This is a genomic window from Streptomyces sp. LUP47B (genome assembly GCF_001746295.1).
GTDB lineage: Bacteria > Actinomycetota > Actinomycetes > Streptomycetales > Streptomycetaceae > Streptomyces.
Map to the genome: position 1 here is coordinate 112,957 of NZ_MJAH01000003.1, position 24,403 is coordinate 137,359.

The window sequence follows — 24,403 nt, forward strand, 5'->3', positions numbered from 1 at the left end:
CTGATCGCTCGGGGCGGCAGGGAAGACGGCAACATGTCCACTACCCGTAACAGGCCCAAGGGCGCCCTGCGCAGGCTGGGGGAGTGGTGCGCCCGGCACTTCGTGATCGTCCTGGTGGCCTGGCTCGTGGCCCTGGTCGCCCTGCAGACCCTGAACCGGTCCTTCGGCGGGGACTACTCCGACAACTTCTCCCTGCCCGGCGTCCAGTCGCAGGAGGGCCTGGACGTCCTGAAGAAGCACGACCCGGCGGCCGGGGGTTACGGCAGCCAGATCGTGCTCCACGACGGTGACAAGGCGCTCACCTCGTTCGGCTCGCAGGTCTCCACGACCGTCACCGATCTCCAGAAGCTGCCGCACGTCCTGTCGGCGCAGAACCCGCTGTCCGCGCCCGCCTCGAAGGTCGGGCCGCTGTCGTCGGACGCGAAGACGGCCTACATCACCGTCCGCTTCGACGTTCAGCCCTCCACCCTGGGCGACGGCTACCTGAACGGTGTCGACGACGCCGTACAGCCCCTGCGGGCGGCCGGCGTCGACGTCGAGTACGGCGGACCGCTCGGCGAACTCGCGCGGCCTGCCGGCAACGACCGGTTGAGCGAGTTGATCGGATTCGCCGTGGCGATCGTGGTCCTGCTCGTCGGCTTCGGCAGTGTGATCGCCGCCGGAATCCCCCTGGTGACCGCCTTGATCAGTGTGATCGGGGGGCTCGCCTGCCTCGGTCTGCTGGCCTCGGCGTTCACCTTCGCGACCGTTTCGCCCACTCTGGCCACGATGATCGGCCTGGGCGTCGGCATCGACTACGCGCTCTTCCAGCTCACCCGCCACCGGCAGAGCCTGATGAACGGCAAGGACCCCGTGCGCGCGGCCGGCGGGGCCACCGCGACCAGCGGGAGGGCCGTCCTGGTGTCCGGCTGCACGGTGATCATCGCCCTGGCGGGGCTGTCCGTGTCCGGGGTCTCGTTCATCGCGAAACTCGGACTCGCCGCCGCTGTCACGGTCGTCTCCGCCGTCCTGGGCGCCCTGACCCTGGTCCCGGCCCTGCTGGGACTGATCGGCACCCGGATCGACCGCTACCGGGTGCGCCGCCCGGTCGCCGAGACGAACACCGCCGAGGGCGAGACGGCCCAGGGGACGTGGCACCGCTATGCCCAGCGGGTCGAGCGGCGGCCGTGGCGTTACCTGGCCGCGGGCGTGACAGCCGTCGTCGTCCTCGCCATCCCTGTCTTCTCCATCCAGCTCGGTCACATCGGCGACGGCGCCGACCCCACGTCCTTCACCGACCGACGCGCCTACGACCTGATGACCGACGCCTTCGGCCCCGGCTCCAACGGCCCCCTCACCGTCGTCATCGACCAGACCTCCGTACCGTCGTCCCAGCGCTCGTCCCTGTCCTCCCAGGCGCAGAAGACCCTCGACGGTGTGTCCGGAGCCGCCACGGTCACCCAGCTGACCCCCACCACGGACGGCGATGTCCTGCTCGCCACCGTCTACTCCAAGCAGTCCCCGCAGAGCGCCACCACCACCGACCTCACCAACCGCCTGGTCGACACCACCCTGCCCACCGCGGTCACCGGCACCGACGCCAAGGGATACGTCACCGGCACGACCGCGGCCCAGGTCGACTTCCGCGACATCGTCTCCAGCCGGCTGCCGCTGATCATCGCTGTGGTCGTCGCCCTCGCCTTCCTGATCATCCTCGCGGTCTTCCGCGGACTGCTCGTCGCCCTCAAGGCGGCCGTCCTCAACGTCCTGTCCATCGCCGCCTCCTACGGCGTCGTCGTCGCCGTCTTCCAGTGGGGCTGGGGCGGTCCGGCGCTCGGCGTCTCCGGCAAGGTGCCCATCGAGAGCTATGTGCCGATGATGATGTTCGCGATCATCTTCGGACTGAGCATGGACTACGAGATCTTCCTGCTCTCCCGGATCCACGAGGCCTGGCTGCGCACCGGGGACGCCAAGGACTCCGTCGCGCACGCGCTGGAGATCACGGCCCGGGTCATCACCTGCGCGGCCCTGATCATGGTGAGCGTCTTCGCGGCCTTCATCGTCAGCGACAACATCGTGGTCAAGATGCTCGGACTGGGCCTCGCGGTGAGCGTGCTGATCGACGCGACCGTCGTACGGCTGCTCATGGTCCCCGCGGTCATGACCCTGCTGGGGAAGCACGCCTGGTGGACACCGCACTGGCTCGACCGGATCCTCCCGCACATCGACGCCGAAGGGAGCGGGGCGGTCAGCGGGGCTCCGGCGTCCCCGGCGCGAGAACGAGCATCGTGACGTCGTCCTGGAGCGCCGGGGCGTAGCGCACGAGGTCGGCCCACACCTCCTCGACGAGATCCGGGAGGTCACCCGCGAAGCCGGTGATGCGGTCGAGCAACGGGTAGAAGACCCCGGCCGCGTCCCGCGCCTCCCAGACTCCGTCCGAGGCCAGGAAGAGCCGGTCGCCGGGGTGCAGCGGGACCGTGACGCCGGTCGGCGGCGAGGCACCGGACAGGCCCAGGCCGAGCGGGGTGCCGACCGGGACGTCGAGCTCCAGGGCCCGCCCGTCACGCAGCAGAACCGGGCCGGGCTGCCCGCACGCCACGATCCGCACGGCTCTCGCTCCGACGCCGAAGTCCAGCACCACCGCCGTCGCGAACAGCTCCGAGTGCCGTACGCCCGCGGAGTCCACCACCAGCCTGCGGTCCAGCAGCGCGGCCACCGACTCGGGATCCGGCCGGTCCAGCACCGCCTCCCGGAAGGCCCCCAGCAGCGAGGCGACGGTCGAGACGGCCGACAGCCCGTGCCCCTGGACATCGCCCATGACCACCCGCACACCGCGGGGCCCCTCCCGAACGTCGAAGAAGTCACCCCCGACCAGCGTCCCGCGCTGCGCGGCCCGGTACAGCCCCGCACACCGCACGCCCCCGACCCGCGCAGGCAGTGGCGGCACGACGGCCCGCTGTGCGGCTTCCGCGACCGCACGCTCGGTCACGAGCTGGGCGTCCCGCCGACTCCGTACGAACGACACGACCACACTGAGCGCCGCGACGAAGCCCACGGTCAGTACATCCGTGCTGCCCGGATCGTTCAGCCGGAAGGCCGGCACATTCAGTACGACCAGGACGGACACGCCGAGCACCGCGGTCGCCGCCGGTCCGTACGACAGCACGGCCAGCGGCGGGATGGCGCCCAGCAGAAACCCGATGTCGAGCGGATCGGGGCTGACGAGGGTCGCCACGCACACCCCCACCAGCAGCACGGCGGGCAGCACCCGCACCCAGCCCGGCGGCGGCGCGCCCCGCAGCCAGCTCCGCCGGTCCCGGTCGCGTCCGCTCACACCACTACGCTGCTACGACCCGACCGGCCCCGCACCCCGAACCGCTCGCCGGGCCACCCCTAGGCCCTGTCGTCAAATTCCCGCCTGCCGCGCGACGCCTGGCACGCGCGCTCGCCGCGTTGCCGAACCGCCGACGTGACTCCGCCACGACGGCGCTCCGGCGCCTTGCGATCGCACGCCCCAGACGCCGCGCGGCCCGCCCTCCGGGCGGACGACGGGAATTTGACGACAGGGCCTAGAACGGCGTGAGCGTCAGCCGGATCCCCGTCGGCGCCGTGTCCTGGACGTACGAGGCGAAGTCGGCCACGTCATCGAAGGCGAACCCGTACGCCTTGCCGTCCTCCGTGGCCGCGTGCACCGCCTTGGCGTAGTGGTTGGTGAGCGCGGTCCGGTAGAAGGAGGCGGGGTCGGTGGTCGGCTGGGCGGCGGTGCTCAGCAGCGTCGACCGGTTGAATCCGGCACCGAGCACCGCGGCGACCGGCCCTGTCGTGCCGTCGTTGGGAGCGGCGAGGGCGCCGTCGCAGAAGAGCACGTCCCGTGTCGAGGGCCGGGCGAAGGACACCTGCGCGGGCCCGTCGAACACGAGCTGCCCACCGCGCACCCGGCCGGTGAAGGTGCCCGCGTTCGTGGTGACCGTCAGGTCCCTGCCGGTGTACGTGCTCCACACCTCGTCGACGTACGGCGCGAAGTAGTCCGCCGGGAACAGGCCGGCGTCCAGACCGTGACCCGGCGCGATGACCCGCGTGTCGTCCACCACGAGGGGCGCGAACTCCCCGACCTGGCGCACCGCGTCGAAGGCACCGGCCCGTCCGGAGGCGCGCAGGGTGCCCGTCGTCTGGTCCCGCGCCCCGGTCAGCCGGATGCTCAGCGGCACGCTGAACATGTCCACCATGGTCGTGTTGCAGAACATGCCCGCCGAGTTGTACGTGAACTCGGCGCAGTCGTGCAGCACCGGGTAGTTGGGGTCCGAGGTCACCCAGCCTGCCGGGTACTGGAGGGCGGGGTTGCCGTTGCCGTCGGTGACGACCTTGAACTTCAGATTCGCGCCCAGGGCCACGTAGATACGGCCGGACAGGTAGGGCAGGGACAGGCTGGTCTCGCCGCTGCCCGCCAGGCCTATCGCGTAGTCGGTGTAGCCGTCGGCGCCGTTGTCGGAGAGGGCGACCGGGGCGAGGGTGCCGTCCGGGGTCACGCGGACCTGCCTGCCGTCCTGGTTGCCCACGATGTAGACGTGGACGTTCGCGTTGTCGAAGGCGCCGGTGTTGTTGACGACGGTCAGCGGCAGGGCGCCGGCCGCCGTGTCGCGGTTGCCCTCGGCGAGGGCGTGGGGGGCCAGAGCGGCGACGGCGGGCGCGGCCGCCATCACCCCACCGAGGGCGAAGAGGACTTTGCGGCGGCCGAGGTGGCGCTGGTGACGAGGTGTCATGTGGGGGGTCTCCTCGGAGAATTGAGAGCGCTCTCACGATGTGGACGAGGCCCGATGGTACGGACGGCGGGCTCCACGGCAAACAGAGCGGACAGCGTTTAATCCGGCCTTAAGGACCGTTTAAGCGGCGGCCCCGGGACCGGAGGTGCGCCGCGAAAACCGATGGACGCCGGTCCCGAAGATCCCGTACCGTGAGCGGCCACGCCCGGAGACCAGCGGAAGGAGGCGAGTGCCGTGCAGTTCACCGTCATTCAGCGCTCCCTCTCCGTCGCCCCGGCGTGCCTCGTCTGACCGGGAGCGCTCCACGCAGTACGCATCCCGGAGGAATCCACCCATGACCGATCTGGTCATCCGCGCGCTCGACGAGCGCGAAGCCCCTCTCTTCGACGCCCTGTCCGACCCTCTCGGGGCCCGTGAGTCCCACCGGCTCACCCGGCACCGCCCCGACTGGAAGCGCGTCGCCCTGCGCGACGGCAAGGTCGTGGCACGTGGCGCCTGGTGGGGCGGCCCCGCCGACACCGCACCCGTCAACGTCAACTGGTTCGACGTGGCCGAAGGCGAGGAGGAGGCCGGTGCCGAACTCCTGCGCACCGCCCCCTGGCAGGTGGAGCTCGAGATGAACCTGCCCGCGGGCTGGCGCGAGGATCCGGAGCTGCGGGCCGCCGCCAAGGCCCGCTTCACCGCCGTGGAGCAGGCCGGGTACGAGCTCCTGGTCGAGCGGTTCCTCTACCGGTGGACGCCGGAGCACGGGCTGCCCGAGCGGCCCGGACGCCTCGAGTTCCGGCCCGAACCGGACGACGCGGTCATCTTCGACCTGCTGCGGCGCATCCATTCCGCCACCCTCGACGCGCACGCCCTCAAGGCCATCGAGGAGGACGGACTCGACCGGGCCGCCCAAGAGGAACTCGACTTCTTCCACTGGTGTCCCTCGCCGCGCGAGTGGTGGCAGATCGCCCACACCCCGCAGGGAGACGTGGCCGGGATCCACATTCCGGTACACAACCCGTCGGGGCCCTGCATCGGGTTCATCGGTGTGGTGCCGGAACACCGGGGCCACGGCTATGCCTACGACCTGCTCGCCGAGTGCACCCACTATCTGGTCGAGCGGGGCGCCGAGTTCGTCTCGGCCGCGACGGACCAGGGGAACTTCCCCATGGCCGCGAACTTCGCCAAGGCGGGCTACCCCGTCGTACGGGAGCGCTTGAACTACCGTCCCCCGCACGTCGGCTGAGCCCTCGTCCGGCACTGACGGCCGGTCCAGTCCCGGCTGTCAGTGCCGGGTGCCATGCTGGTCGTGGTGGTGATCGTCGGCTCGGTGGGGGGAGGCGCGGTGGGGTTCGAGGGCGCGGTCTGGAAGGTGCACAGCGGTGACGAGAGGGTCGGGGACATCCTGATCGACGAAGCCGACTTTCCGTGGCTGTCGGGCCGTTTCACGGCGGGACCCGGATTCGCCGGTGTGCGCGATCTGTTCGCGCGCGAACTCGCCCTCGTGGAGGAGGACGACGAGGAGAGATGGCAGGAGTGGGAGGAGGCCTACGACGAGATCCGGCGACGTGTGTCGCTGCACGCGCCGGGCGGCCCCGTGCCCGAGTTCCTGCTGCACATCGAGGACGACCGGGCCTGGTTCCGGTGGAGCGACGAGCCGTTCGACGAGGACATGCTGGGGGGCTGAGCTGCTGGGTTGTGTCGTGGGCGCGCGGGTCTGGTCGTGTGGAGGGTGATCGGGCTTGGTTGCGGTGGGGTGATGTGCCGTTCGGTGAGGGTGCGCCGGGCGACTGAGCTGCTGGGTTGTGTCGTGGGCGCGCGGGTCTGGTCGTGTGGAGGGTGATCGGGCTTGGTTCGGGTGGGGTGATGTGCCGTTCGGTGAGGGTGCGCCGGGGGGCTGAGTCGCTGGGTTGTGTCGTGGGCGCGCGGGTCTGGTCGTGTGGAGGGTGATCGGGCCTGGTTCGGCGGGGCGACGAGCCGTTCGGCGAGGGCGCGCCGGGGGACTGAGTCGTCGGCCTACGCCGTGGGCGCGCCGGTTCCGCCGGTCAGCAGGGCCTCCGCCGCCACGAGGATCTCGGTGACCCTGAGACCGAACGCGGCGTCGCACGGGTGTGCCTGCCCGGTGCGGGCGGCGGCGAGCAGTGCGTCGGCGGCCCGGAGCACGGCGGGTCCGACACCCTCGGACGACTCCGGGAGCTGGACGACTCCGCCCGCGCCCCGCAGTTCGAGGCCGACTCCCGCGGCCGCCGGCGGAGCCGTGAGACTCAGCGTCAGGGTGCTCGACGCGCCGCCGGTGTGTCTCAGGACCAGATGGACGGTGTCCCCGGGACCGTGCGCGGCCGCCGCCACCTCACGCACCTCGCCCAAGACGGGCAGCAGCACCGACAGCGCATGGGGACCCACGTCCCACAGGGCGCCCTTCTCCTGCCGCCACGGTGAGTCGGCGAACGGACTGTCCTCGGTGAACACCGACCCCAGCCATTCCGCCCGCCCCGTGAACCACCCCTCCACGCCCGCCTGTTCACCGATCCACGCCTCGGTCTCGGTGAGGAAGCGCGAGGTGAAGAACACCACCGAGGCGACCTTGGTCTCGCGGACCGCCTCGACCACCGCCCGCCCCTGCTCGACCGTCGTCGCGAGGGGCTTGTCCAGCAGCAGATGACACCCCGCCCGCGCGGCCCGCGCCGCGAGGTCGGCCTGTACGGCGGGCGGCAGGGCGACCGCCACGGCGTCCACGTCGGCGAGCAGCGCGTCGACGTCGGCGTACGCGCGCGTGCCGTACTCGGCGGCCAGCTCCTCGGCGGCCTCCGTGCGACGGCCCCACACGCCGGCGAAGTCCAGCTCCGGATGCGCGCCGAGCGCCGGGGCGTGGGCCATCCTGGCCCAGGGACCGGTGCCGAGCAGTCCGATACGCATGGCGCCGCCTTCCTCGCCGTACTGCGGAACCTCACGACGACCGGACTGGATCAGCCGCCGGTCGAGGCGAGGGTGTCACACGGACACGGCGAGCACGCAACCGCGTCTCGCCCCCCGGTCGGCTCCAGGCGGAACGGTCCGGGATTCAGCACTCCCGTCGCTGAATGCGTTCTCATTCTTCTATTGGACCTTCGGCGTGTGCGGCGGCCAGGCTGATGAGAGCCCAGAACCGCGTGACAGGCGAAAGAGGTCCAAGGCCATGCACACCCGCCGCATCGGTGATGTCGAAGTGAGCTCGATCGGTCTGGGCGCCATGCCCATGTCCATCGAGGGACGGCCGGACGAGGAACGCTCCATCGCCACCATCCACGCCGCGCTCGACGCGGGCGTGACCCTGATCGACACCGCCGACGCCTACCACCGGGACGCCGACGAGGTCGGCCACAACGAGACCCTGATCGCCAAGGCCCTCGCCTCCCACGACCTCGGCGGTGACGTCCTCGTCGCCACGAAGGGCGGCCATCTCCGTCCCGGGGACGGCAGTTGGACGCTCGACGGCAGCCCCCGGCATCTGAAGGAGGCCTGCGAGGCCTCACTGAGCCGGCTGGGTGTGGAGGCGATCGGGCTCTACCAGTTCCACCGCCCCGACCCCCGAATCCCCTACGAGGAGTCCGTCGGCGCCGTGCGCGACCTCCTCGACGAGGGCAAGATCCTCAACGCGGGCATCTCCAACGCGAACCCCGACCAGATCCGGCTGGCCAACGAGATCCTCGGCGGCCGACTGGTCTCGGTGCAGAACCAGTTCTCCCCGGCCTTCCGTTCCAGCGAACCGGAACTGCGGCTGTGCGACGAACTGGGCATCGCCTTCCTGCCCTGGAGCCCCCTGGGCGGCATCACCCGGGCGGGTGAACTGGGTTCGGCGCACTCCCCGTTCGCGCGGATCGCCGAGAAGTACGGGGTGAGCCCGCAGCGCGTCTGCCTGGCCTGGATGCTCGCCAAGTCCCCGGTGGTCGTGCCGATCCCGGGCGCGAGCCGCCCCGAGACCATCCGCGACTCGCTCGCCGCCGCCGACCTCGTGCTCGGCGCGGACGAGGTCACGGAGCTGGACGCCGTCTGACCCCTCGCCCGCCCGGCCCCGCCGGTGCCTTCCGCCCGTGCGCGGACTGGCACCGGCGATCGTGGTGTCTCTAGGATGGACTCCCTGTCCTGCCAGGCCAGTTGGCGGCACAAGCTGGGGGAAAGATGAGCACCGGTAAGAAGCTGTCCACGGAGATCGACGCCTCCGTACCCACGGCCGCGCGTATGTACGACCACTATCTGGGCGGCAAGGACAACTACGCGGCCGACCGGGCGGCCTGCGAGGCACTCGACGAGGTCGTCCCCAGCACCCGCAGGCTCGCCGTGAACAACCGGCGTTTCCTCCAGCGAGTGGTGCGGACCCTCTCGACGGACTTCGGCATCCGGCAGTACCTGGACCACGGCTCAGGCCTGCCCACCCAGGACAACGTCCACCAGGTGGCCCAGCGCATCGACCCCACCACGCACGTGGTCTACGTCGACAACGACCCGATGGTCCTCGTCCACGGCCGGGCGCTGCTCGAGCAGGACGAACGCACCGCCGTCATCCATGCGGACATGCGGGAGACCGATGCGATCTTCGACCACGAGGACACCCAGCGGCTGATCGATTTCTCGCAGCCCGTCGCCGTGCTGTTCAACTCCGTCATGCACTGCATCCCCGACCACGAGACGGACGGGCCGGCCGCCGTGGCCCGCCGGGTCCGCGAGCGGCTCGCGCCCGGCAGCTTCATGGTGATGTGCCAGCTGGTCAGCGGCGACCCCGAGGTTCGCGACTTCGTCACGAACTTCATGGACCAGGCCACCCAGGGTCACTGGGGCCGGGTGCGTGAGGAGAAGGACGTCGCCGAGTGGTTCGAGGGACTGGAGATCCTCGACCCGGGCCTCGTGGAGGTCTCCACCTGGCGCCCCGACTCCGAGGTGGCCCCCCGCCAGCTCACCCACGAGTGGATCGAGTTCGGCGGCGTCGCCCGACTGGCCTGAACCCGGACCCGAGCGTCCCTGGCGCGAGAGGGCACGCCCTGTGCCGGGGGCGTACTCGCGTCGGCAACAGCCCGATCATGGCCCATTCCTGGTGGGACGGTTTTTACGCGCGTTCCCTTCTTCGTGCCGAAGCCGGACGAGAACCTGGTGTCGTACCTCGACCGCGGCCTCGTCACCCCGGGCCACGCCCCCGACCTGCGCTGCGGGCCGGGCTGGCCGCACCGCGCTGCACCTCGGCTTCGAGGTCGACGCCGTCGCCAGGGAGCGTGCGCACGAGACGGCGGCCGACGTCCGCTTCGTGTGCGGCGATGCCTTCTCACTGCCCGACACCGGGCTCGGCGGCCCCTCCGACCTGATCTACGACTCCGGCTGCTTCCACCATCTACCGCCGCACCGCCGCGTCAGCTACCTGGCGCTCCTGGAACGGCACCTCGCACCCGGCGGCCGCTTCGGCATCGTCTGCTTCGCCGACGGGGCCATGGGATCGGACCTGTCGGACGCGGAGTTGTATCGCCAGGGCGGACTCGACGGCGGTCTCGCCTACTCGGCCCAATCCCTGCGAGGGATCTTCGGCGACCTGACCGAGATCGAGCTGCGGCGCATGCGCGACGAGCCGCCCGACTCCTCGTGCTTCGGCGAGCCCTTCCTCTGGGCAGGCCTGTTCGGCCGTGACCACTGAGGGAACTCGCGTCCGCGCCGGTTCTCAGCCGCCGTAGCGCTGCTCCATCGTCTGCTGCAACAGCCGCAGCGAGTCCCGGGGTTCGAGCGCGTCGTCCGCCAGCCGGTCCAGGGCGAGCCGGTACTCCTCCGTCTCGTCCCGGTCCTCCAGGAAGTTCGCGCTCTTGATGTGCTCGAGGTAGACGACGTCCGGCAGATCGAGACCTCCGAAGCGGAGGTAGGTGACCGGGATGGCCGGGGCGGACGCGTTGGTCACGTCCAAGGGCACGACCTGCACCGTCACATGGGGGCGCTGGGCCATGTCGACGAGGTGCGCCAGCTGTGCCCGCATGACCTCCCGGCTGCCCAGCACCCGCAGCAGCACCGACTCGTCGATCACCGCCCACAACTGCGGAGGATCCACGCGCTGCAGCAACTGCGCACGCCGCGTACGCAGTTCGACGCGTCGCGCCACCTCGCCGGCCGCCGCGGTCGGCAGGCCGCGTTCCACCACCGCCCGCGTGTAGTCCGGGGTCTGCAGCAGGCCGGGGACGTACTGGATCTCGAAGGTACGGATCGCCGCGGCCGCCTCCTGGAGCCCTACCAGGCGGTCGAACCACTCGGGCATCAGCCGCTTGTCGTACCGCTGCCACCAGCCCGGCTCACCGGCCCGCTGCAACAGCTTGAGCAGCACCGAGGCCTCGTAGTCCTCGGTGCCGTACAGCTGGAGGAGGGCGCGTACATCGCTCTCCGACGGGGGCCTGCGGCCCTTGCCCGACTCGATGCGGGACAGCTTCGCCGGGCTGAACCCGAGAGCCCGCGCCGCCTGGTCCTGGGCTAGCCCGGCATCCTCGCGGAATCCCGCCAACTGGACGCCGACCAGCATCTTCAGCAGGGTGGGAGCCGGCTCGGACCGGTCCAGATACGGTTCCAGACGGGAGGTGCGATGGGACGGGGCAGACATCCTGACTCCCAGTAAACCGGCACAGAGACGACTCACACTATCGCACGCAGTGTGGCCGTTCCGCATCATTCCGTAGGTGCCGGTGCCGGTGGCGGTACGGGAGTTGGAGCCCGCCACTGGCACCACAGGTCGCGCACCTCACAGGAGGTGGTCGAACTCGCCGTCCTTCGCGCCGGCGAGGAACGCCGCGACCTCGGCCGGTGTGTAGACCAGCGCGGGACCGTCGGGATCACGGGAGTTGCGCAGCGCGACGCCGCCGCCGACGAGGGTGGCCACTTCGACGCAGTTGCCCTCGGCGTTGCTGTGCCGGCTCTTGACCCAGCGGGCGTCGAGCGAACTCGCCCGCACTCCGTTCTGCACTGGTGGCACTGCAGTCTCCTTGCTGTTCACGTTCTTCGCCGGGCGCGGTGCCCGGCCGTGCGGGGTGGGACAGGGCTGCACAACGGCAACCTTCGTGGCCCCACCCAATCTTCGCGCAATTTCTCGTGCAATTGCACGCGGACGCCTTCAGCGTGGATAATAGCTCCAGCGTCAATCCCTGCGGTTGCGCCCCGTCTTGACGTCGCATCAAGGAGATGCCGTGTCGTCACCTGCGAACCATGCGATCCGGCCGCCGAGCCAGGCTGTGCCGGGGGCGGGTGATGCGGGCCCGGCCGGTGCGACCGTGCGGCGTCCGGGCCCCGCCGGCGCACTGCAACGCCTGGGCCCCGTCGACTCCGCCACGCTGCTCATCAGTTGCAGCAGGGAGGGTTTCGCCCGGGCCCGCGCCTTCACCCGCGAGACGCTGAGCTGCTGGTCCCTCGACCACCGCAGCGACGATGCCACCCTCGTGATCACCGAACTCGCGGCCAACGCCGTGGCGCACGCGGTGCTCCGGCCCGCGGCGGGTGGTGCGGCCGAGGTGTGGCTGGGGTTGTCCCTGGACCCCGCCCATCTGCTGGTGACCGTCTCCGACCCCGCAGACGAACCGCCCGCGTACACGCCTGCCGACGTCACCGCCCTGCGGGAGCACGGCCGTGGCCTGTACATCGTCGACGCCCTGGCTCAGGAGTGGGGCTGGACCTCGCGGCCTCCGGCCGGCAAGTCCGTCTGGGCCAAGTTGTCGACCGCCCCTCCTCCCTGACATGACTGCCATGGAAAGGTCTCACGCCATGCGCACCGCTCCGGACCAGCCGAGCAACGAGCGCACCAGCCGCCCCGTGCCCCCGACCGGGGTGACACCGACCGCGCCCCTCGCGGCGCTGACCCGGGTCCCCTGGGCCGAGATCCAGGACTCCACCGGCTGTGCCGCGGCCATCCCCCTGCTCCTCAACAGCGTGGCCTGGGGTGACCCCGACACCGCCAGTGCCGCACTCGGCGACCTGCGCAAGCGCATCTGCCAGTACGGCTTCGTCGTGGAGCAGGCCACCGCCGCCACGGTCCCCTTCCTCTGGGAACTCGCCCAACTGCCCCAGGTGACCTGCCGGGCCGAGATCATCCAGCTGCTGCGGAGCATCGCCGGCGCCCGCCAGTGGGAGAGCACGGCGGCCGTCTACCCCAAGCTGCTCAACCACCGCGAGAACCCCGTGGTGTGGGAGCGCCAGGCGCGTCAGGCCGTCCGCGCCAAGAGCGGCGCCCTCAGCCGGCTGATGGCCGACGACGACATCGAGATCGCCCACGCCACCACGGAACTCGCCCGCACTCTGGACGAGTAGGAGTCCTCGCCACCAGCTGGTGTATCCCTTGCCGACGAGGGGGAGAAAGCGCTTGCCCTCACATCGGCAACCTGGGAGGACCGCCGACGATGGCATCGTCGCTGGAGAAACCGCTCGACCACCGCTATCGGGGCGAACACCCGATACGCACGCTCACCTACCTGTTCCGCGCCGACCGCCGCCGACTGGCCGCGGCCGCCACGGTGTTCACCGTCAAGCACAGCCCGGTGTGGCTGCTGCCCCTGATCACCGCGTCCATCATCGACACCGTCGTCCAGCACCAGCCGATCTCCCGGCTCTGGACCAGCACGGGCGTCATCCTGTTCATCCTGCTGGTCAACTACCCCCTGCATCTCCTCTACGTCCGCCTCCTGTACGGCAGCGTCCGCCGCATGGGCACCACCCTGCGCTCCGCCCTGTGCACCCGCATGCAGCAGCTGTCCATCGGCTACCACTCACGGGTCAGCGCCGGTGTGCTGCAGGCGAAGGTGGTGCGGGACGTCGAGACCGTCGAACAGATGGTGCAGCAGACCGCGGAGACCGGCCTCGGCGCGATCACCGTGCTCGTCGGCGGACTGGTCATCATCGCCGTACGGACACCGGAGTTCGTACCGGTCTTCCTTGTCGTCGTGCCCGCCGCCGCCCTCGTCGTGGCACGGCTCAGGGCGCGGCTGCGGACCCACAACGAACACTTCCGGCACGAGGTCGAGACCCTGTCGTCCCGCGTCACGGAGATGACCCGCCTCATCCCGGTCACCCGCGCCCACGGCCTGGAGGGCAAGGCACTGCGCCGCATGGACGGCACCCTGCGCCGCCTGCTGACCTCCGGGATGCGTCTCGACCTGGTCAACGGCCGCTTCGGCTCGCTGGCCTGGGTCGTTCTCAACGTGGTCGGCGTGCTCGTTCTCGCCGCGGCCGCGTTGGTGTCGTACTACGGCGTCTGGGGCGTCACCCCGGGAGACGTCGTGATGCTCAGCGCGTTCCTGACCACGCTCACCAACTCCACGACAACGTTGGCGGGACTCGCCCCGGTCATCACCAAGGGCCTGGAGTCAGTCCGTTCCGTCGGCGAGGTGCTCCAGGCGCCCGAACTGGAGGACAACGAGGGCAAGGCACAGGTCGACTCGGTGCGCGGGGCCGTCGAGTTCCAGGGCGTGGGCCACGCGTACGACAACGGGCTGCCCGCCGTGCGGGACTTCACCCTCTCCGTCACCCCCGGCGAGACCATCGCCCTGGTCGGCGCGTCCGGCGCCGGCAAGTCCACCGTCCTCAACCTCGTCATCGGTTTCATCCGGCCCACCGCGGGACGGCTGCTGCTCGACGGGACCGACATGAACTCCCTCGACCTGCGCACCTATCGCCGGTTCGTGTCCGTCGTACCGCAGGAGTCCATCCTCTTCGACGGCACCATCCGGGAGAACGTCGCGTACGGCATGGACGACGCCGACGAGGAGACGGTCCGGACGGCGCTGCGCGACGCGAACGCGCTGGAGTTCGTGGACCGGCTGCCGCAGGGGCTCGACACCCTGGTCGGCGAGCGCGGCGCCCGGCTGTCCGGCGGGCAGCGTCAGCGCCTGGCCATCGCCCGGGCCCTGATCCGCGATCCGCGGGTGCTGGTCCTCGACGAGGCGACCTCGGCCCTGGACACCCGCTCCGAGGCGCTCGTCCAGCAGGCGCTGGCCCGGCTGCTGCACGGGCGCACGACCTTCGTGGTCGCACACCGGCTGTCGACCGTGCGGGGCGCCGACCGCATCGTGGTGATGGGGGAGGGCCGGATCCTGGAGACCGGCACCCACGAGGAACTCCTGCGCCGCGGCGGGGCCTACACCGCGCTGCACGCCGGGCAGGTCGCCTGAGACTGGGCCCTCCCCCCGAGCGTCATGCCGCGCTGCTCCGGGGCACCCTGCGGGGGCATGCCGAGTCGTGGTCGGTGCCGCAGCTCGTCCACCAGCGTTCACAGCACGCGGTGTCGAGTTCGGCGCGGACGATGTCGTCGGCGGCCCCCGCACCGGGCCCGCCGGGGCCCGCTGACGGCCTCCTCATTTCGGCCAGGGCACGCCGTTGGTCGCAGAGCACGCTCTCCCGTACGACCGCGATGACCGGGACCAGGCTCGCGGCAGCGAACAGGCATACGGCCCATGGGGGGTCGTGACGCAGCGCGATGACGGCGGTCCAGGCCAGTCCGGTGCTCGTCGCGAGGTAGAGGGCGCTGAGGAGGCCTGCGGAGCGGTTCATGGGCGTATACCGTTCATGGTGCGAGGGATGCCCCTTGTTCAACGGTTTGCGACGCTTGGGGAAGCGGGTCCGGCCGCACGGTATTGCGCCAATCGCGTGCCGGGCGGCACCGGATGGGATTGAGCCGGTGCACATGGGGCATACGCAGCGAAAAATTCGAGAGAGGGGCGCTTCGTGCTCGTTCCGGACCCGAAGGCCGTCAGGAGCCTGCTGACCCGGTATGCGTCATTGAGGATCGCTCAGGCGGAGAGGGAGAGACCGGCGACGGCTCGTGAGCTGGAGGACGTCAGTTACACACTGTGCGTGATGATGGGCACCACCGACGTCCGTGAAGCGGTCGCCAGGGCCGACGCCCTGCTGCCGGCCGCCGGATGCGCGGACCCGGACGGCGAGAACAGCCTGCCACTGGCCGGGTGAGACCAGGCCGGACCCGGCGGGCGGTCAGAAGTGCGCCGCCGCCGGGACGGCCTCCTTCGCGTGAAAGGCCGCGCGGTACGCCTGCGGAGTGGTGCCGACGACCCGGCGGAAGCGTTCCCGGAACGCCGTGGGGGAGCCGAATCCCGCCTGCCGCGCGATCCGTTCGACCGGGTGGCCGGTGTTCTCCAGCAGGTACTGGGCGCGCCGCACCCGGGCCCGCAGCAGCCACTGCAGAGGCGTGCTGCCCGTCTGTTCGCGGAATCGGCGGCTGAAGGTGCGCTCGCTCATCCCCGAACGGGCGGCCATCGCCCCGAGGGTGATCTCGTGGGCCAGGTTGTCCTCGACCCACTCCAGGAGCGGCTCCAGCGTCGACCCACGGGGTACCGGCGGGTGGTCGTACACGATGAACTGAGCCTGTCCGCCCTCCCGTTCGAGTGGCATCACCGACATCCGGGCGGCGTGCGCGGCGACCGCCGAGCCCAGGTCCCGGCGGATCATGTGCAGACACATGTCGAGGGCCGCCGCCGCACCCGCGGAGGTCAGGATCTGCCCGTTGTCGACGTACAGCACGTCCGGCTGGACGTCGACGGCGGGGAAGCGCCGCGCGAGGTCGTCCGCGGCCACCCAGTGCGTGGTGGCACGCAGTCCGTCCAGGAGCCCGGCCTCCGCGAGTACGAACGCGCCCACGCACACGGAGGCGATCCGGGTGCCGGCCGCCGCGGCCTCCCGTAGTGCCTTCAGCGCGCGCGGGGAGGGCGGCCCGGCGGTGGGGGAGCAGCCCGGCACGATGACCGTGTCCGCGTCCGCCAGGGCATCGAGTCCGTGCTCGACCCGCAGGGTGAAACCGCCGTCCGCGCGGACCTCCGGCGACTCGGCGCACAGCCGGACGCGGTAGGCGGGGCGGCCGTCGGGCAGCCGTGTCCAGTCGAACACCTGCATGGGTGCCGCCATGTCGAACGGCACCACATCGTCGAGAACCAGGATCACCACGGAGTGCATGAACGCCACGATAGGCGGATTCCCGCCACGGTCACGACCACGGGATCAGGCGGGAAATCCAAGCCGTAGGCGTTGGCGGGAATCCGTTGGAACCTGTCGTTTCAGCCCCTGTGTGATCATCCGGTGGGTTCCTAGGGTGGGCGGGCACCGCCGACCGCACCGGAGAAGGACACGCCACCCCATGACCAAGTTCCTGCTGACCCTGCACGTCCTCGTCGCCATCGTCGCCGTGGGGCCGGTGACCGTCGCGGCCAGCATGTTCCCACCGGCGGCCCGCCGGGCCCATGCGGAGGAGGCCGGGCTCGGCACGGTACGGCTGCTGCACCGCATCTGCCGGGTCTACGCCGGCATCGGCATCGCGGTCCCCGTCCTCGGCGTCGCCACCGGAGCCGCGATGGGCGTTCTGGGCGACGCATGGCTGACCACGTCCATGGCCCTGACCGCCGCGGCCGCCGGAGTCCTCGCCGCCTTCGTCCTGCCCCGGCAGGGCGAACTGGTCGAGGAGTTGACCGGACAGGGGAGCGTCGAACGCGGCAGCACCGTCCAACTGGCCATGTTCACCGGCATTTTCAACCTTCTGTGGGCGACCGTGACCGTCCTGATGATCGTCCGCCCTGGGTCCAGCACCGGCGCATGACCGCCCGCGAGCCGTCAAGCCCGACGCCGGAATTCGTACGTCGGTGCGTGGAGGCGCCTAGACTCGTCAACCGTGCCCATACACGTGGGCCCGCGAAAACGAAAGGCGCGTTGACGGGTGTTCCAGGATTCCCCCATCTACGACCGACTCGTCGCCGAGCGCGGCGACGTCCCCGCTCTGACCCGCAGGGAGGCCGAGCGCGTACGCAGGGAACTGGAGTACGTCATGCGGCCACTGCAGTCCCTCATGCCCCCGCCCGTCCCCGAGCGCCCGGCCTCGCCCGGCCAGGGGTGGGTGCCGGCCCTTCCGCCCGCCGCCCCGCGGCCCTACTGACCCGACCTCAAGGAACCGTGGAGTTGGCCCCGTTGGAGCGGGAGCGCGGGTCCGGACCGGGCCGGGCCAGCCACTCGGCGATGCTGCGCGCGATCGGCTGCCCCGTCTCCACCTCGACGAAGCCGAACTGTCCCGACTGGTTGCACTCCAGGAACCACCAGGTCCCGTCCCCGTCCTCGGCGAAGTCGAAGGCGCCGTAAGCCAGTTCGGCCGCCCGGAGATAGTCCCGGACGGCCGCGGCCACCCGCGGCGGGACCTCGGTGGGCTGCCAGGAGGAGGTGGGCGGGGCGAAACGGACGTCCACCTCGTCATCGGCGCCGGTGACCTTCCGGGCGGCCAGCATGGTCCCGCCCACGACGGTCAGGCGTACGTCGGCCCGTTTGGCCACCCGCCGTTGCAGCAGCGTGGGCCCGAACGCGACCGCCGAGAAGTCGGCGTCCGGTGCGACCCGGCTGGTCGGCACCGCCCGTGGCGGGTCCTGCGGGTGCGCGCCGGAGACCGGCTTGACGACCAGATCCGGATAGCGCTCGGCGAACTCGCGGGCTGCCTGCGGAAACGTTGTCACGATCGTGGCCGGGACGGGCAGACCGCAGCGCTGGGCCAGCCGTAGCTGCCAGGGCTTGTGACGCGCCCGGCGGGCCGCGTCGGGGTGGTTCATCCAGCGGGCGTCGCTGCCCCGGAGCATGCCGTACAGCGCCTGGGCGGACTCCTCGGTCAGCCACTCGGAGGGCGCGGCCGCCCGCGCGGCGGGAGTGCCCGGGCGGCGCACCCAGATCGAGCGCAGCCCGGAGATGCCCACCAGACGGCCGCCGGCCGACAGGTGGCCGCGAAAGCTGCCGTGCACGTACTCTGCGGACAGCGCGACACCGTCGGTCAGGTCGGCCGGGTCGAGCCGGACCACCGGTACCCCCGCGGCGTTGAGGTGCACGACGACCATGTCGGCCGTCACGTCCTCTTCGCAGGTAAGAATCAAAACGGTCATCGGTCGGCGACTCGTGTTCAGTCGTCGAAGTGAGTCTTGGAGCCCGCCGTGGAGGTGGTGGTCCCCAGTTCCCTCATCAGCGCGTGGTCGCGGGCCGCGACCCGGCCGTCCATGAGCACGTTCAACTGCAGCCCGGAGTCGTAGACGTACGGAGTGGTCGCCTCCAACGTCGCTGCCGGACGTGCGTAGTTGAGCGCGAACGGTTGCATCGTCTCTCCCTCGCCGGTACTGCCTCTCGCCGACGGCGTCTCCCCACGACGCCGTCAGGTCAGCCGACTTCCTTCGGCTTCCAGAGACTTATACGAATCGAACGAGTGATTGGTTTCCTTACACTGCGTAATCACGGTCGGCGGGACGTCTCCCGGTCGCGCTCGTCGAGCCGGAGCGCCGCCCGGTCGGCGGGGGAGCCGCGCAGGGTGCGCAGGGCGAGCAGCAGGACACCGATGTCGTCGAGGTACACCGGGTCCGGCAGCAGATCGGTGGGCAGTACGAAGTACAACAGGGCGCCCCAGAAGACCCAGCGGGGCCCGGTGGGAAGTCCCGCCCGTCGCAGACCGCGCCGGGTTCTCACGAGCCGTACCAGCAGTGCCACGGCCACCGCCAGCGCCAGCGCCGCGAGCACCGCGACGACGACGATCAGTGCTGTGGTCGAATCCACGGGCCGACCTCCTCCTCCGGGCGCCGCGCGGCGCGCTGTCTGACGGATTCCCGCATCCGGTCGCGCTAAGGCTCGCCGAAGGACGGCACTCACACCCATGGCTCATCCGAGTGGCACGCCGTCGGGTACCCGCATACGAATGGGTCATCTCAACGTCGGGGTCGCACGACGGGGGCGCGTAGGAGCGACCGCACTCTTTGTCTGGAGCAGAGCATGACCACCGGCCCGTCAGCAGCTCACCCGAACGATTCCCCCATACCGATGGACGGGTCGTACGGCGATCCCGTCGGCGACCTGGTGCGTGCCGCCGTGGCCGACCGTCCCCTGGAGGAGGTCGTCCACCTCATCACCCTGCTGGAAGAGTCGCCCCAGTACGCGCAGGCCACCGGTGCGGCCCTGCGTGCCGTCGGCGTGGACCGGTCCGTGGAGGACGTCACCCGGCTCGTCGCCCTGCTGACCCGGCCGCCACGGAACCCGGACAGCGCCGACGAGGCGATCCGGGCCGCCGCCGAGTCCCGTCCCGTGGAGGAGGTGACCCGTCTGGTGGCCCTGCTGAACCGGTCAGAACTGCAGCCCCACTGCGGTCAGGAGGCGGTGCGCGCGGCGGCGACCGGCCGGCCCGTGGAGGAACTCGTCGAACTCATCGGGCGGCTGGCGACGGAAAGGCCCCCGCAGCCCCCGCAGCCGTCGTACGAGGCGTACGACGGGGAGGGGCGGCCCGTACCGGAGCTGCCCTGGATGCCGGGTCTGAGTGTGTTCCCGGCCCCGCCACCGCATCCCCCCGAGTCGAGGTGGCCCCGAACGGCACCGGCGTGGCCGGGCAGGCTCGCCGCCCTGGCACTGCTGCTCTGCGGTGTCCTGTGCTTCCCCGTCCAGCAGGACGGAGTGTCCCTGCAGACGTACGGATTCGCGCTCGGGGTGTCGGTCCTGGGCGTCCTGCTCGCCGTGCTGATGATCCGGCCCACCCTTCCGGTTCTGGTCCTCGCGGTCGTCGTGCCGGCGGGGGTGGCCGCCGGCCAGTTGCTCGACGGGCGGTTCCGCTCCGACGGGCTCGCCCGGGCCCTGGAGTTGCCGCTCGCGCCGGCCTGGCTCGCGGGGACGGTGGCCGCGTGCGCGTCGCTGGCCGCGCTGACCGCTCTGGTGGTGCACCTGGCGTCTCCGACACCGCCGAACGGCGTCCTGACGGAGCGGCGGACGGCGGAGCCGGTCCGCGAGGCGGCCGACGCTCCGCTGGCCCCCTAGGCCCTGCCGTCGGATTCCGGCCGCCGAGCGACGCCTGACGCGCGCTCGCCGCGCTTCCCCACGCTCGAACCGGGCTCGCGTGGGAAGGCCCCCATCGTCGCCGCGTGGCCCGCCCTCCGCCGGGCGGACGACGGGAATGTGACGACAGGGCCTAGCCCGCTGAGGAACCGCCCCTCTCCCGGATGCCGCTCAGCACGCGGTCCGGTGTGAGGGGCAACTCGCGCAGGCGCACGCCGGTGGCGTGGAAGACGGCGTTGCCGATCGCGGCCGCCGTCCCCACGATGCCGATCTCGCCGATGCCCTTGCTGCCCATGGGGTTGAGGCGGGTGTCGTCCTCGTCGATCCAGTGCGCCTCGATGTCGGGCACGTCGGCGTGCGTCGGCACGTGGTACGCGGCCAGATCGGACTCGGCGAAGTCTCCGAACGCGGCGTCCAGTGTGCTGCCCTCGGTCAGTGCCATGCCGAGCCCCATGGTCATGCCGCCGACGAACTGGGAGCGGGCGGTACGGGAGTTGAGGATGTGCCCGGCGGCGTACACCCCCAGGAGCCTTCGGACCCGGGTCTCGCCGGTGACCGTGTCGACGGTGACCTCCGCGAAGTGGGCGCCGAAGGCGTGCCGGGCGAAGGGGCTGTCGGCGTCCGCCCGGCCGGCCGTGTCGGCACGGACCTCGATCCCGTCGGCCGGCAGCGGTCCTTCGGCCAGGCGCTCCGCGAGCCGGGCGCACGCCTCGTGCACCGCCCAGCCCCAGGAGGCGGTGCCCGACGAGCCGCCGGCCAGTGACGCGGCGGGCAGGTCGCTGCTGCCCACCTCGGTCCGCACCCGCGCCACCGGTACGGCGAGCGCGTCCGCGGCGATCTGCGTGAGCACGGTCCGGGCACCCGTGCCGATGTCGGTGGCGTTGATCCGTACGAGGAAGGTGCCGTCGGGCAGCGCCCGTGCCGCCGCCGTGGACGGCTGCACCATAACGGGATACATGGCGGCGGCGACCCCTGACCCCACCAGCAGCGGGCCCTCGGCGCGAGAGCGCGGCCGTGGGTCCCGCTCGGCCCAGTCGAAGCGCCGGGCGCCCTCGCGCAGACACTCGATCAGGTGCCTGCTGCTGAAGGGCTTGCCGCTGTCGGGCTCGGTGCCCGGCTCGTTGACGATCCTCAACTCCACCGGGTCCATGCCGAGTTCGGTCGCCAGTTCGTCCATGGCCGACTCCAGGGCGTACATGCCGGGAGCCTCTCCGGGGGCCCGCATCCAGGACGGGGTGGGCACGTCGAGCGGCGCCACGCGGTGCGTCGTACGGGAGTCGGGGGCGGCGTACATGACGCGTGCGGGCACGGCGGCCTGTTCCACGAACTCCTTGATCCGCGAGGTGTGGGTGGTGACCTCGTGGATCAGGGAGGTGAGCCGTCCGTCGGGGTGGGCTCCGAGGCGCAGTCGGTGCAGGGTGGGGGCCCGGTGTCCGACGGCGGCGGGCATGTAGCGGCGGTGGAGCGCCAGGGTGACCGGCCGTCCGGTGTGCCGGGCCGCCATCGCGGCGAGCACGACGTCCGGACGGGGTGTGCCCTTGGATCCGAAACCGCCGCCCACGTGCTCGGCGAGAACGGTGACGTGGTCCTCCGGGAGGCCGAACAGGTCGGCCAGGACGGCGCGTACGACCGTGGAGCCCTGGGTGGAGGTGTGCACCGTGAGCCGGCCGTCGTGCCACTCGGCCGTCGTGGCGTGCGGTTCCATCGGGTGGTTGTGCAGCGGAGGCACCCGGTAGTCGACGTCGACCCGGACCTCGGTGGACGCGAACACGCCCTCCGGATCGCCGTGTTCCCGGCTTCCCGGGTATCCGCCGTTGGCCTGCTCGGGGGCGTACGCCTCCGGGTGCGTGGTGGTGAGGGTGACGTCGTGGTCCTCCACGGCGTAGTCGACGCGCACGGCGCCGGCACCGGCGCGGGCGGCCTCCAGGGTCTCGCCCACCACCAGGGCGACGAACCAACCGCGGTGCGGGACACGGGAGTCGCGCAGCACGCCGAGCGTGGCGTCCTCCGGCTCGGACAGCCTCGGCGCGTTCTGGTGGGTCAGCACCGCCAGGACCCCCGGCACGGCCAGAGCGGCCGCGGTGTCGATGCCGGTGACCCGGCCCCGGGCGATCGAGGCGGGCACCGGCCAGGCGTGCGCGCGGCCCGGACGGGGCTGTTCGGCGGCGTAGCGGGCGGTTCCGGTGACCTTCTCCCGGCCCTCGCGGCGCTCGACGGGAGCACCAAGGGCGGTGGCGGCGGTTTGCACAGAGACGTCCATGCGTCCTCCTCAGATCCTGGCGGCCGCGGTGAGCCGGGTCAGGACGTCCAGGGCGAGCGAGCGCGCCAGGGGCAGCTTGTAGGCGTTGTCCCGCAACGGCTCGGCGGCGGAGAGCTCCAGGTCGACCGCGTGCTCGAACGCGGCCGCCGTGGGCGCGGCGCCCACCAGCGCCTGCTCGGCCTGCCGTGCCCGCCACGGCCGGTGCGCCAGCGCGCCGAAGGCGATCCCGGCATGGTCGACCACCCCGTCCGTCACCCGCAGCACGGCGGCCACCGAGGCGAGGGCGAAGGCGTACGACGCCCGGTCCCTGGCCTTGCGATAGGCTGACGGCAGTCCGGCCGGTGCCGCCGGCAGCAGCACGCCGGTGATGAGTTCGCCGGGGAGTATCTCGGTGTCCCGCTCGGGATGTGCTCCCGGCAGGCGGTGGAAGTCGGCTACGGGCACGCTCCGGGCGCCCTCGGTGCCGTACAACTCGACGCGGGCGTCCAGCGCGGCGAGCGCGACGGCCATGTCCGAGGGGTGGGTGGCGATGCAGTGCGGGGAGTGCCCGAGTACCGCGTGGTCCCGGTGCACGCCCTCACGGGCGCCGCAACCACTGCCCGGCGACCGCTTGTTGCAGGGTTTGGAGACGTCCTGGAAGTAGGGGCAGCGGGTGCGCTGGAGCAGGTTGCCGCCCGTGGTGGCCGCATTGCGTAGCTGCCCCGAGGCGCCCGCGAGCAGGGCCTGGGAGAGAGCCGGGTAGCGGTCGCGGACGGCCGGATGGGCCGCCAGGTCGCTGTTGCGGACCGTGGCGCCGACGCGGACCGAGCCGTCCGGGAGCTCCTGGACCTCGTCCAGGGCCAGGCGGCTGATGTCGACGAGCAGGTCGGGCCGTTCGACGCCGAGCTTCATCAGGTCGACCAGGTTGGTGCCGCCGCCGAGGTAGCGGGCGCCGGGGCGGGCGGCGAAGAGATCCGCCGCCTCTTCGGGGCTGGTGGCCCGTACGTAGTCGAAGGTCTTCACCGGATCACGTCCTCGACCGCGTCGACGATGCGTGGATAGGCGCCGCAGCGGCACAGGTTGCCGCTGAGCCGCTCGCGGATCTCGTTCCGGTCCAGCGGTACGGGACCGCCGGGCGGCGTCTCGCCGGTGACGCGCGAGGGGTGGCCCGCCGCGGCCTCGTCGAGCATGCCGAGCGCCGAGCAGAGCTGGCCAGGGGTGCAGTAACCGCACTGGAAGGCATCGCGGTCGAGGAAGGCCTGTTGCAGGGGATGCAGCTCCTCCCCGTCGCCGCCGAGGCCCTCGACGGTCCGGACCTCGCTGCCGTCCAGGGAGACCGCGAGCAGCAGACAGCTGTTGACCCGGCGCCCGTCCACCAGGACCGTGCAGGCGCCGCACTGTCCGTGGTCGCAGCCCTTCCTGGCACCCCACAGATCCAGATCCTCGCGCAGGACGTCGAGCAGGACGCGCCGGTGGTCCACGAGGAGGGTGTGGGGTTTGCCGTTGACCGTGAGTGTCGTCTCCGAGCAGGTGGCGTGGTCGCTGTTCTCGCCGCTCATGATGACGGTGACCTTTCGGACGGGCCGAGGTACGGTCCCCACCGCGTATCCACAGCGGGCCCTCCGAC

Annotated in this window: 25 protein-coding genes and 1 pseudogene; 13 read left to right on the forward strand and 13 right to left on the reverse strand. The window is 71.5% G+C overall.

Features of this window, described 5'->3' with window-relative positions:
* The first annotated feature begins 33 nt into the window (after positions 1-33).
* On the forward strand, positions 34-2,271 hold the full coding sequence (locus BFN33_RS11065) for an MMPL family transporter (RefSeq protein WP_069760222.1): 2,238 nt from the start codon (positions 34-36) through the stop codon (positions 2,269-2,271).
* On the opposite strand, the gene BFN33_RS11070 is transcribed toward BFN33_RS11065, so the two are convergent.
* Together BFN33_RS11070 and BFN33_RS11075 are read right to left on the reverse strand one after the other, a co-directional pair.
* Complete coding sequence (locus BFN33_RS11070) at positions 2,228-3,313, reverse strand: PP2C family protein-serine/threonine phosphatase (RefSeq protein WP_079140759.1); 1,086 nt, start codon at positions 3,311-3,313, stop codon at positions 2,228-2,230. The genes BFN33_RS11065 and BFN33_RS11070 overlap by 44 nt on opposite strands.
* 235 nt (positions 3,314-3,548) lie before the next feature.
* Positions 3,549-4,739 (reverse strand): glycoside hydrolase family 64 protein, encoded by a 1,191-nt coding sequence (locus BFN33_RS11075; RefSeq protein ID WP_069759780.1) that lies wholly within the window; start codon positions 4,737-4,739, stop codon positions 3,549-3,551.
* Between the two features lie 334 nt (positions 4,740-5,073).
* On the opposite strand from BFN33_RS11075, the gene BFN33_RS11080 reads away from it, so the two are divergent.
* Entirely contained in the window at positions 5,074-5,970 is an 897-nt protein-coding gene (locus BFN33_RS11080) for a GNAT family N-acetyltransferase (RefSeq protein ID WP_069759781.1), read from the forward strand.
* Between the two features lie 99 nt (positions 5,971-6,069).
* Positions 6,070-6,411 (forward strand): hypothetical protein, encoded by a 342-nt coding sequence (locus BFN33_RS11085; RefSeq protein WP_069760224.1) that lies wholly within the window; start codon positions 6,070-6,072, stop codon positions 6,409-6,411.
* Positions 6,412-6,740: 329 nt separating this feature from the next.
* Here BFN33_RS11085 and BFN33_RS11090 read toward each other — a convergent pair whose 3' ends face one another.
* A complete protein-coding gene (locus tag BFN33_RS11090) occupies positions 6,741-7,640 on the reverse strand; it encodes a Gfo/Idh/MocA family protein (RefSeq protein ID WP_069759782.1) in 900 nt (299 codons plus the stop codon).
* Between the two features lie 259 nt (positions 7,641-7,899).
* On the opposite strand from BFN33_RS11090, the gene BFN33_RS11095 reads away from it, so the two are divergent.
* From BFN33_RS11095 to BFN33_RS49650, 3 genes and pseudogenes are all read left to right on the forward strand, one after another.
* Positions 7,900-8,757, forward strand: coding sequence for an aldo/keto reductase (locus BFN33_RS11095; protein WP_069759783.1), 858 nt, complete (start codon positions 7,900-7,902; stop codon positions 8,755-8,757).
* A 125-nt stretch (positions 8,758-8,882) separates the two neighbouring features.
* Positions 8,883-9,701 carry an SAM-dependent methyltransferase gene (locus tag BFN33_RS11100; protein ID WP_069759784.1) on the forward strand — a complete coding sequence of 273 codons (819 nt, stop codon included), beginning with the start codon at positions 8,883-8,885 and terminating at the stop codon, positions 9,699-9,701.
* A gap of 77 nt (positions 9,702-9,778) precedes the next feature.
* Positions 9,779-10,380 (forward strand): annotated as a pseudogene (locus BFN33_RS49650) (class I SAM-dependent methyltransferase).
* Positions 10,381-10,404: 24 nt separating this feature from the next.
* On the opposite strand, the gene BFN33_RS11110 reads toward BFN33_RS49650, so the two are convergent.
* Both BFN33_RS11110 and BFN33_RS11115 read right to left on the reverse strand, forming a co-directional pair.
* The gene (locus BFN33_RS11110; RefSeq protein WP_069759786.1) at positions 10,405-11,322 is read right to left on the reverse strand and encodes a helix-turn-helix transcriptional regulator; all 918 of its coding nucleotides are present in this window, start codon (positions 11,320-11,322) and stop codon (positions 10,405-10,407) included.
* 138 nt (positions 11,323-11,460) lie between these two features.
* A complete protein-coding gene (locus tag BFN33_RS11115; RefSeq protein WP_069759787.1) occupies positions 11,461-11,691 on the reverse strand; it encodes a DUF397 domain-containing protein in 231 nt (76 codons plus the stop codon).
* Between the two features lie 211 nt (positions 11,692-11,902).
* Here BFN33_RS11115 and BFN33_RS11120 point away from each other — a divergent pair, with 211 nt between their 5' ends.
* From BFN33_RS11120 to BFN33_RS11130, 3 genes are all read left to right on the forward strand, one after another.
* Positions 11,903-12,445 carry an ATP-binding protein gene (locus tag BFN33_RS11120; RefSeq protein ID WP_069759788.1) on the forward strand — a complete coding sequence of 181 codons (543 nt, stop codon included), beginning with the start codon at positions 11,903-11,905 and terminating at the stop codon, positions 12,443-12,445.
* A gap of 28 nt (positions 12,446-12,473) precedes the next feature.
* On the forward strand, positions 12,474-13,016 hold the full coding sequence (locus BFN33_RS11125; RefSeq protein WP_069759789.1) for a hypothetical protein: 543 nt from the start codon (positions 12,474-12,476) through the stop codon (positions 13,014-13,016).
* A gap of 89 nt (positions 13,017-13,105) precedes the next feature.
* The gene (locus tag BFN33_RS11130) at positions 13,106-14,872 is read left to right on the forward strand and encodes an ABC transporter ATP-binding protein (protein WP_069759790.1); all 1,767 of its coding nucleotides are present in this window, start codon (positions 13,106-13,108) and stop codon (positions 14,870-14,872) included.
* A 22-nt stretch (positions 14,873-14,894) separates the two neighbouring features.
* Here the strand turns inward: BFN33_RS11130 and BFN33_RS11135 are convergent, their stop codons facing one another.
* Positions 14,895-15,251 (reverse strand): hypothetical protein, encoded by a 357-nt coding sequence (locus BFN33_RS11135; RefSeq protein ID WP_069759791.1) that lies wholly within the window; start codon positions 15,249-15,251, stop codon positions 14,895-14,897.
* Positions 15,252-15,425: 174 nt separating this feature from the next.
* On the opposite strand from BFN33_RS11135, the gene BFN33_RS11140 reads away from it, so the two are divergent.
* Positions 15,426-15,668, forward strand: coding sequence for a DUF5133 domain-containing protein (locus BFN33_RS11140; protein ID WP_069759792.1), 243 nt, complete (start codon positions 15,426-15,428; stop codon positions 15,666-15,668).
* Between the two features lie 24 nt (positions 15,669-15,692).
* Here BFN33_RS11140 and BFN33_RS11145 read toward each other — a convergent pair whose 3' ends face one another.
* Positions 15,693-16,667, reverse strand: coding sequence for a GlxA family transcriptional regulator (locus BFN33_RS11145; protein ID WP_069760225.1), 975 nt, complete (start codon positions 16,665-16,667; stop codon positions 15,693-15,695).
* 181 nt (positions 16,668-16,848) lie between these two features.
* Between BFN33_RS11145 and BFN33_RS11150 the strand changes: the two genes are divergently transcribed.
* Positions 16,849-17,304, forward strand: coding sequence for a hypothetical protein (locus tag BFN33_RS11150; RefSeq protein ID WP_069759793.1), 456 nt, complete (start codon positions 16,849-16,851; stop codon positions 17,302-17,304).
* A 117-nt stretch (positions 17,305-17,421) separates the two neighbouring features.
* Complete coding sequence (locus BFN33_RS11155; protein ID WP_037713967.1) at positions 17,422-17,637, forward strand: hypothetical protein; 216 nt, start codon at positions 17,422-17,424, stop codon at positions 17,635-17,637.
* A gap of 7 nt (positions 17,638-17,644) precedes the next feature.
* Here BFN33_RS11155 and tgmB read toward each other — a convergent pair whose 3' ends face one another.
* The 3 genes from tgmB to BFN33_RS11170 all read right to left on the reverse strand — a co-directional run bounded on the left by tgmB (position 17,645) and on the right by BFN33_RS11170 (position 19,277).
* Positions 17,645-18,619 carry an ATP-grasp ribosomal peptide maturase gene (tgmB, locus tag BFN33_RS11160; protein ID WP_069759794.1) on the reverse strand — a complete coding sequence of 325 codons (975 nt, stop codon included), beginning with the start codon at positions 18,617-18,619 and terminating at the stop codon, positions 17,645-17,647.
* Positions 18,620-18,636: 17 nt separating this feature from the next.
* On the reverse strand, positions 18,637-18,828 hold the full coding sequence (tgmA, locus tag BFN33_RS11165) for a putative ATP-grasp-modified RiPP (RefSeq protein WP_031037338.1): 192 nt from the start codon (positions 18,826-18,828) through the stop codon (positions 18,637-18,639).
* Between the two features lie 131 nt (positions 18,829-18,959).
* Complete coding sequence (locus tag BFN33_RS11170) at positions 18,960-19,277, reverse strand: YkvA family protein (RefSeq protein WP_069759795.1); 318 nt, start codon at positions 19,275-19,277, stop codon at positions 18,960-18,962.
* A gap of 213 nt (positions 19,278-19,490) precedes the next feature.
* Between BFN33_RS11170 and BFN33_RS11175 the strand changes: the two genes are divergently transcribed.
* Complete coding sequence (locus tag BFN33_RS11175) at positions 19,491-20,519, forward strand: hypothetical protein (protein WP_069759796.1); 1,029 nt, start codon at positions 19,491-19,493, stop codon at positions 20,517-20,519.
* A gap of 151 nt (positions 20,520-20,670) precedes the next feature.
* On the opposite strand, the gene BFN33_RS11180 is transcribed toward BFN33_RS11175, so the two are convergent.
* Genes BFN33_RS11180 through BFN33_RS11190 form a run of 3 tightly spaced genes read right to left on the reverse strand, consistent with a single transcriptional unit; the run spans position 20,671 to position 24,335 of the window.
* Entirely contained in the window at positions 20,671-22,797 is a 2,127-nt protein-coding gene (locus BFN33_RS11180) for a xanthine dehydrogenase family protein molybdopterin-binding subunit (RefSeq protein WP_069759797.1), read from the reverse strand.
* A gap of 9 nt (positions 22,798-22,806) precedes the next feature.
* Positions 22,807-23,799, reverse strand: coding sequence for a xanthine dehydrogenase family protein subunit M (locus tag BFN33_RS11185; protein WP_069759798.1), 993 nt, complete (start codon positions 23,797-23,799; stop codon positions 22,807-22,809).
* Entirely contained in the window at positions 23,796-24,335 is a 540-nt protein-coding gene (locus BFN33_RS11190; RefSeq protein ID WP_069759799.1) for a (2Fe-2S)-binding protein, read from the reverse strand. The genes BFN33_RS11185 and BFN33_RS11190 overlap by 4 nt, the downstream gene beginning before the upstream one ends.
* Positions 24,336-24,403: the final 68 nt, after the last annotated feature.

Excerpts from the sequence above, each read along its gene's own strand:
- BFN33_RS11065 (WP_069760222.1), top strand. The coding sequence starts at position 34 with ATGTCCACTACCCGTAACAGGCCCAAGGGCGCCCTGCGCAGGCTGGGG.
- BFN33_RS11075 (WP_069759780.1), bottom strand. The coding sequence starts at position 4,739 with ATGACACCTCGTCACCAGCGCCACCTCGGCCGCCGCAAAGTCCTCTTC.
- BFN33_RS11080 (WP_069759781.1), top strand. The coding sequence starts at position 5,074 with ATGACCGATCTGGTCATCCGCGCGCTCGACGAGCGCGAAGCCCCTCTC.
- BFN33_RS11090 (WP_069759782.1), bottom strand. The coding sequence starts at position 7,640 with ATGCGTATCGGACTGCTCGGCACCGGTCCCTGGGCCAGGATGGCCCAC.
- BFN33_RS11095 (WP_069759783.1), top strand. The coding sequence starts at position 7,900 with ATGCACACCCGCCGCATCGGTGATGTCGAAGTGAGCTCGATCGGTCTG.
- BFN33_RS11100 (WP_069759784.1), top strand. The coding sequence starts at position 8,883 with ATGAGCACCGGTAAGAAGCTGTCCACGGAGATCGACGCCTCCGTACCC.
- BFN33_RS11110 (WP_069759786.1), bottom strand. The coding sequence starts at position 11,322 with ATGTCTGCCCCGTCCCATCGCACCTCCCGTCTGGAACCGTATCTGGAC.
- BFN33_RS11125 (WP_069759789.1), top strand. The coding sequence starts at position 12,474 with ATGCGCACCGCTCCGGACCAGCCGAGCAACGAGCGCACCAGCCGCCCC.
- BFN33_RS11130 (WP_069759790.1), top strand. The coding sequence starts at position 13,106 with ATGGCATCGTCGCTGGAGAAACCGCTCGACCACCGCTATCGGGGCGAA.
- BFN33_RS11135 (WP_069759791.1), bottom strand. The coding sequence starts at position 15,251 with ATGAACCGCTCCGCAGGCCTCCTCAGCGCCCTCTACCTCGCGACGAGC.
- BFN33_RS11145 (WP_069760225.1), bottom strand. The coding sequence starts at position 16,667 with ATGCACTCCGTGGTGATCCTGGTTCTCGACGATGTGGTGCCGTTCGAC.
- BFN33_RS11150 (WP_069759793.1), top strand. The coding sequence starts at position 16,849 with ATGACCAAGTTCCTGCTGACCCTGCACGTCCTCGTCGCCATCGTCGCC.
- tgmB (WP_069759794.1), bottom strand. The coding sequence starts at position 18,619 with ATGACCGTTTTGATTCTTACCTGCGAAGAGGACGTGACGGCCGACATG.
- tgmA (WP_031037338.1), bottom strand. The coding sequence starts at position 18,828 with ATGCAACCGTTCGCGCTCAACTACGCACGTCCGGCAGCGACGTTGGAG.
- BFN33_RS11175 (WP_069759796.1), top strand. The coding sequence starts at position 19,491 with ATGACCACCGGCCCGTCAGCAGCTCACCCGAACGATTCCCCCATACCG.
- BFN33_RS11180 (WP_069759797.1), bottom strand. The coding sequence starts at position 22,797 with ATGGACGTCTCTGTGCAAACCGCCGCCACCGCCCTTGGTGCTCCCGTC.
- BFN33_RS11190 (WP_069759799.1), bottom strand. The coding sequence starts at position 24,335 with ATGAGCGGCGAGAACAGCGACCACGCCACCTGCTCGGAGACGACACTC.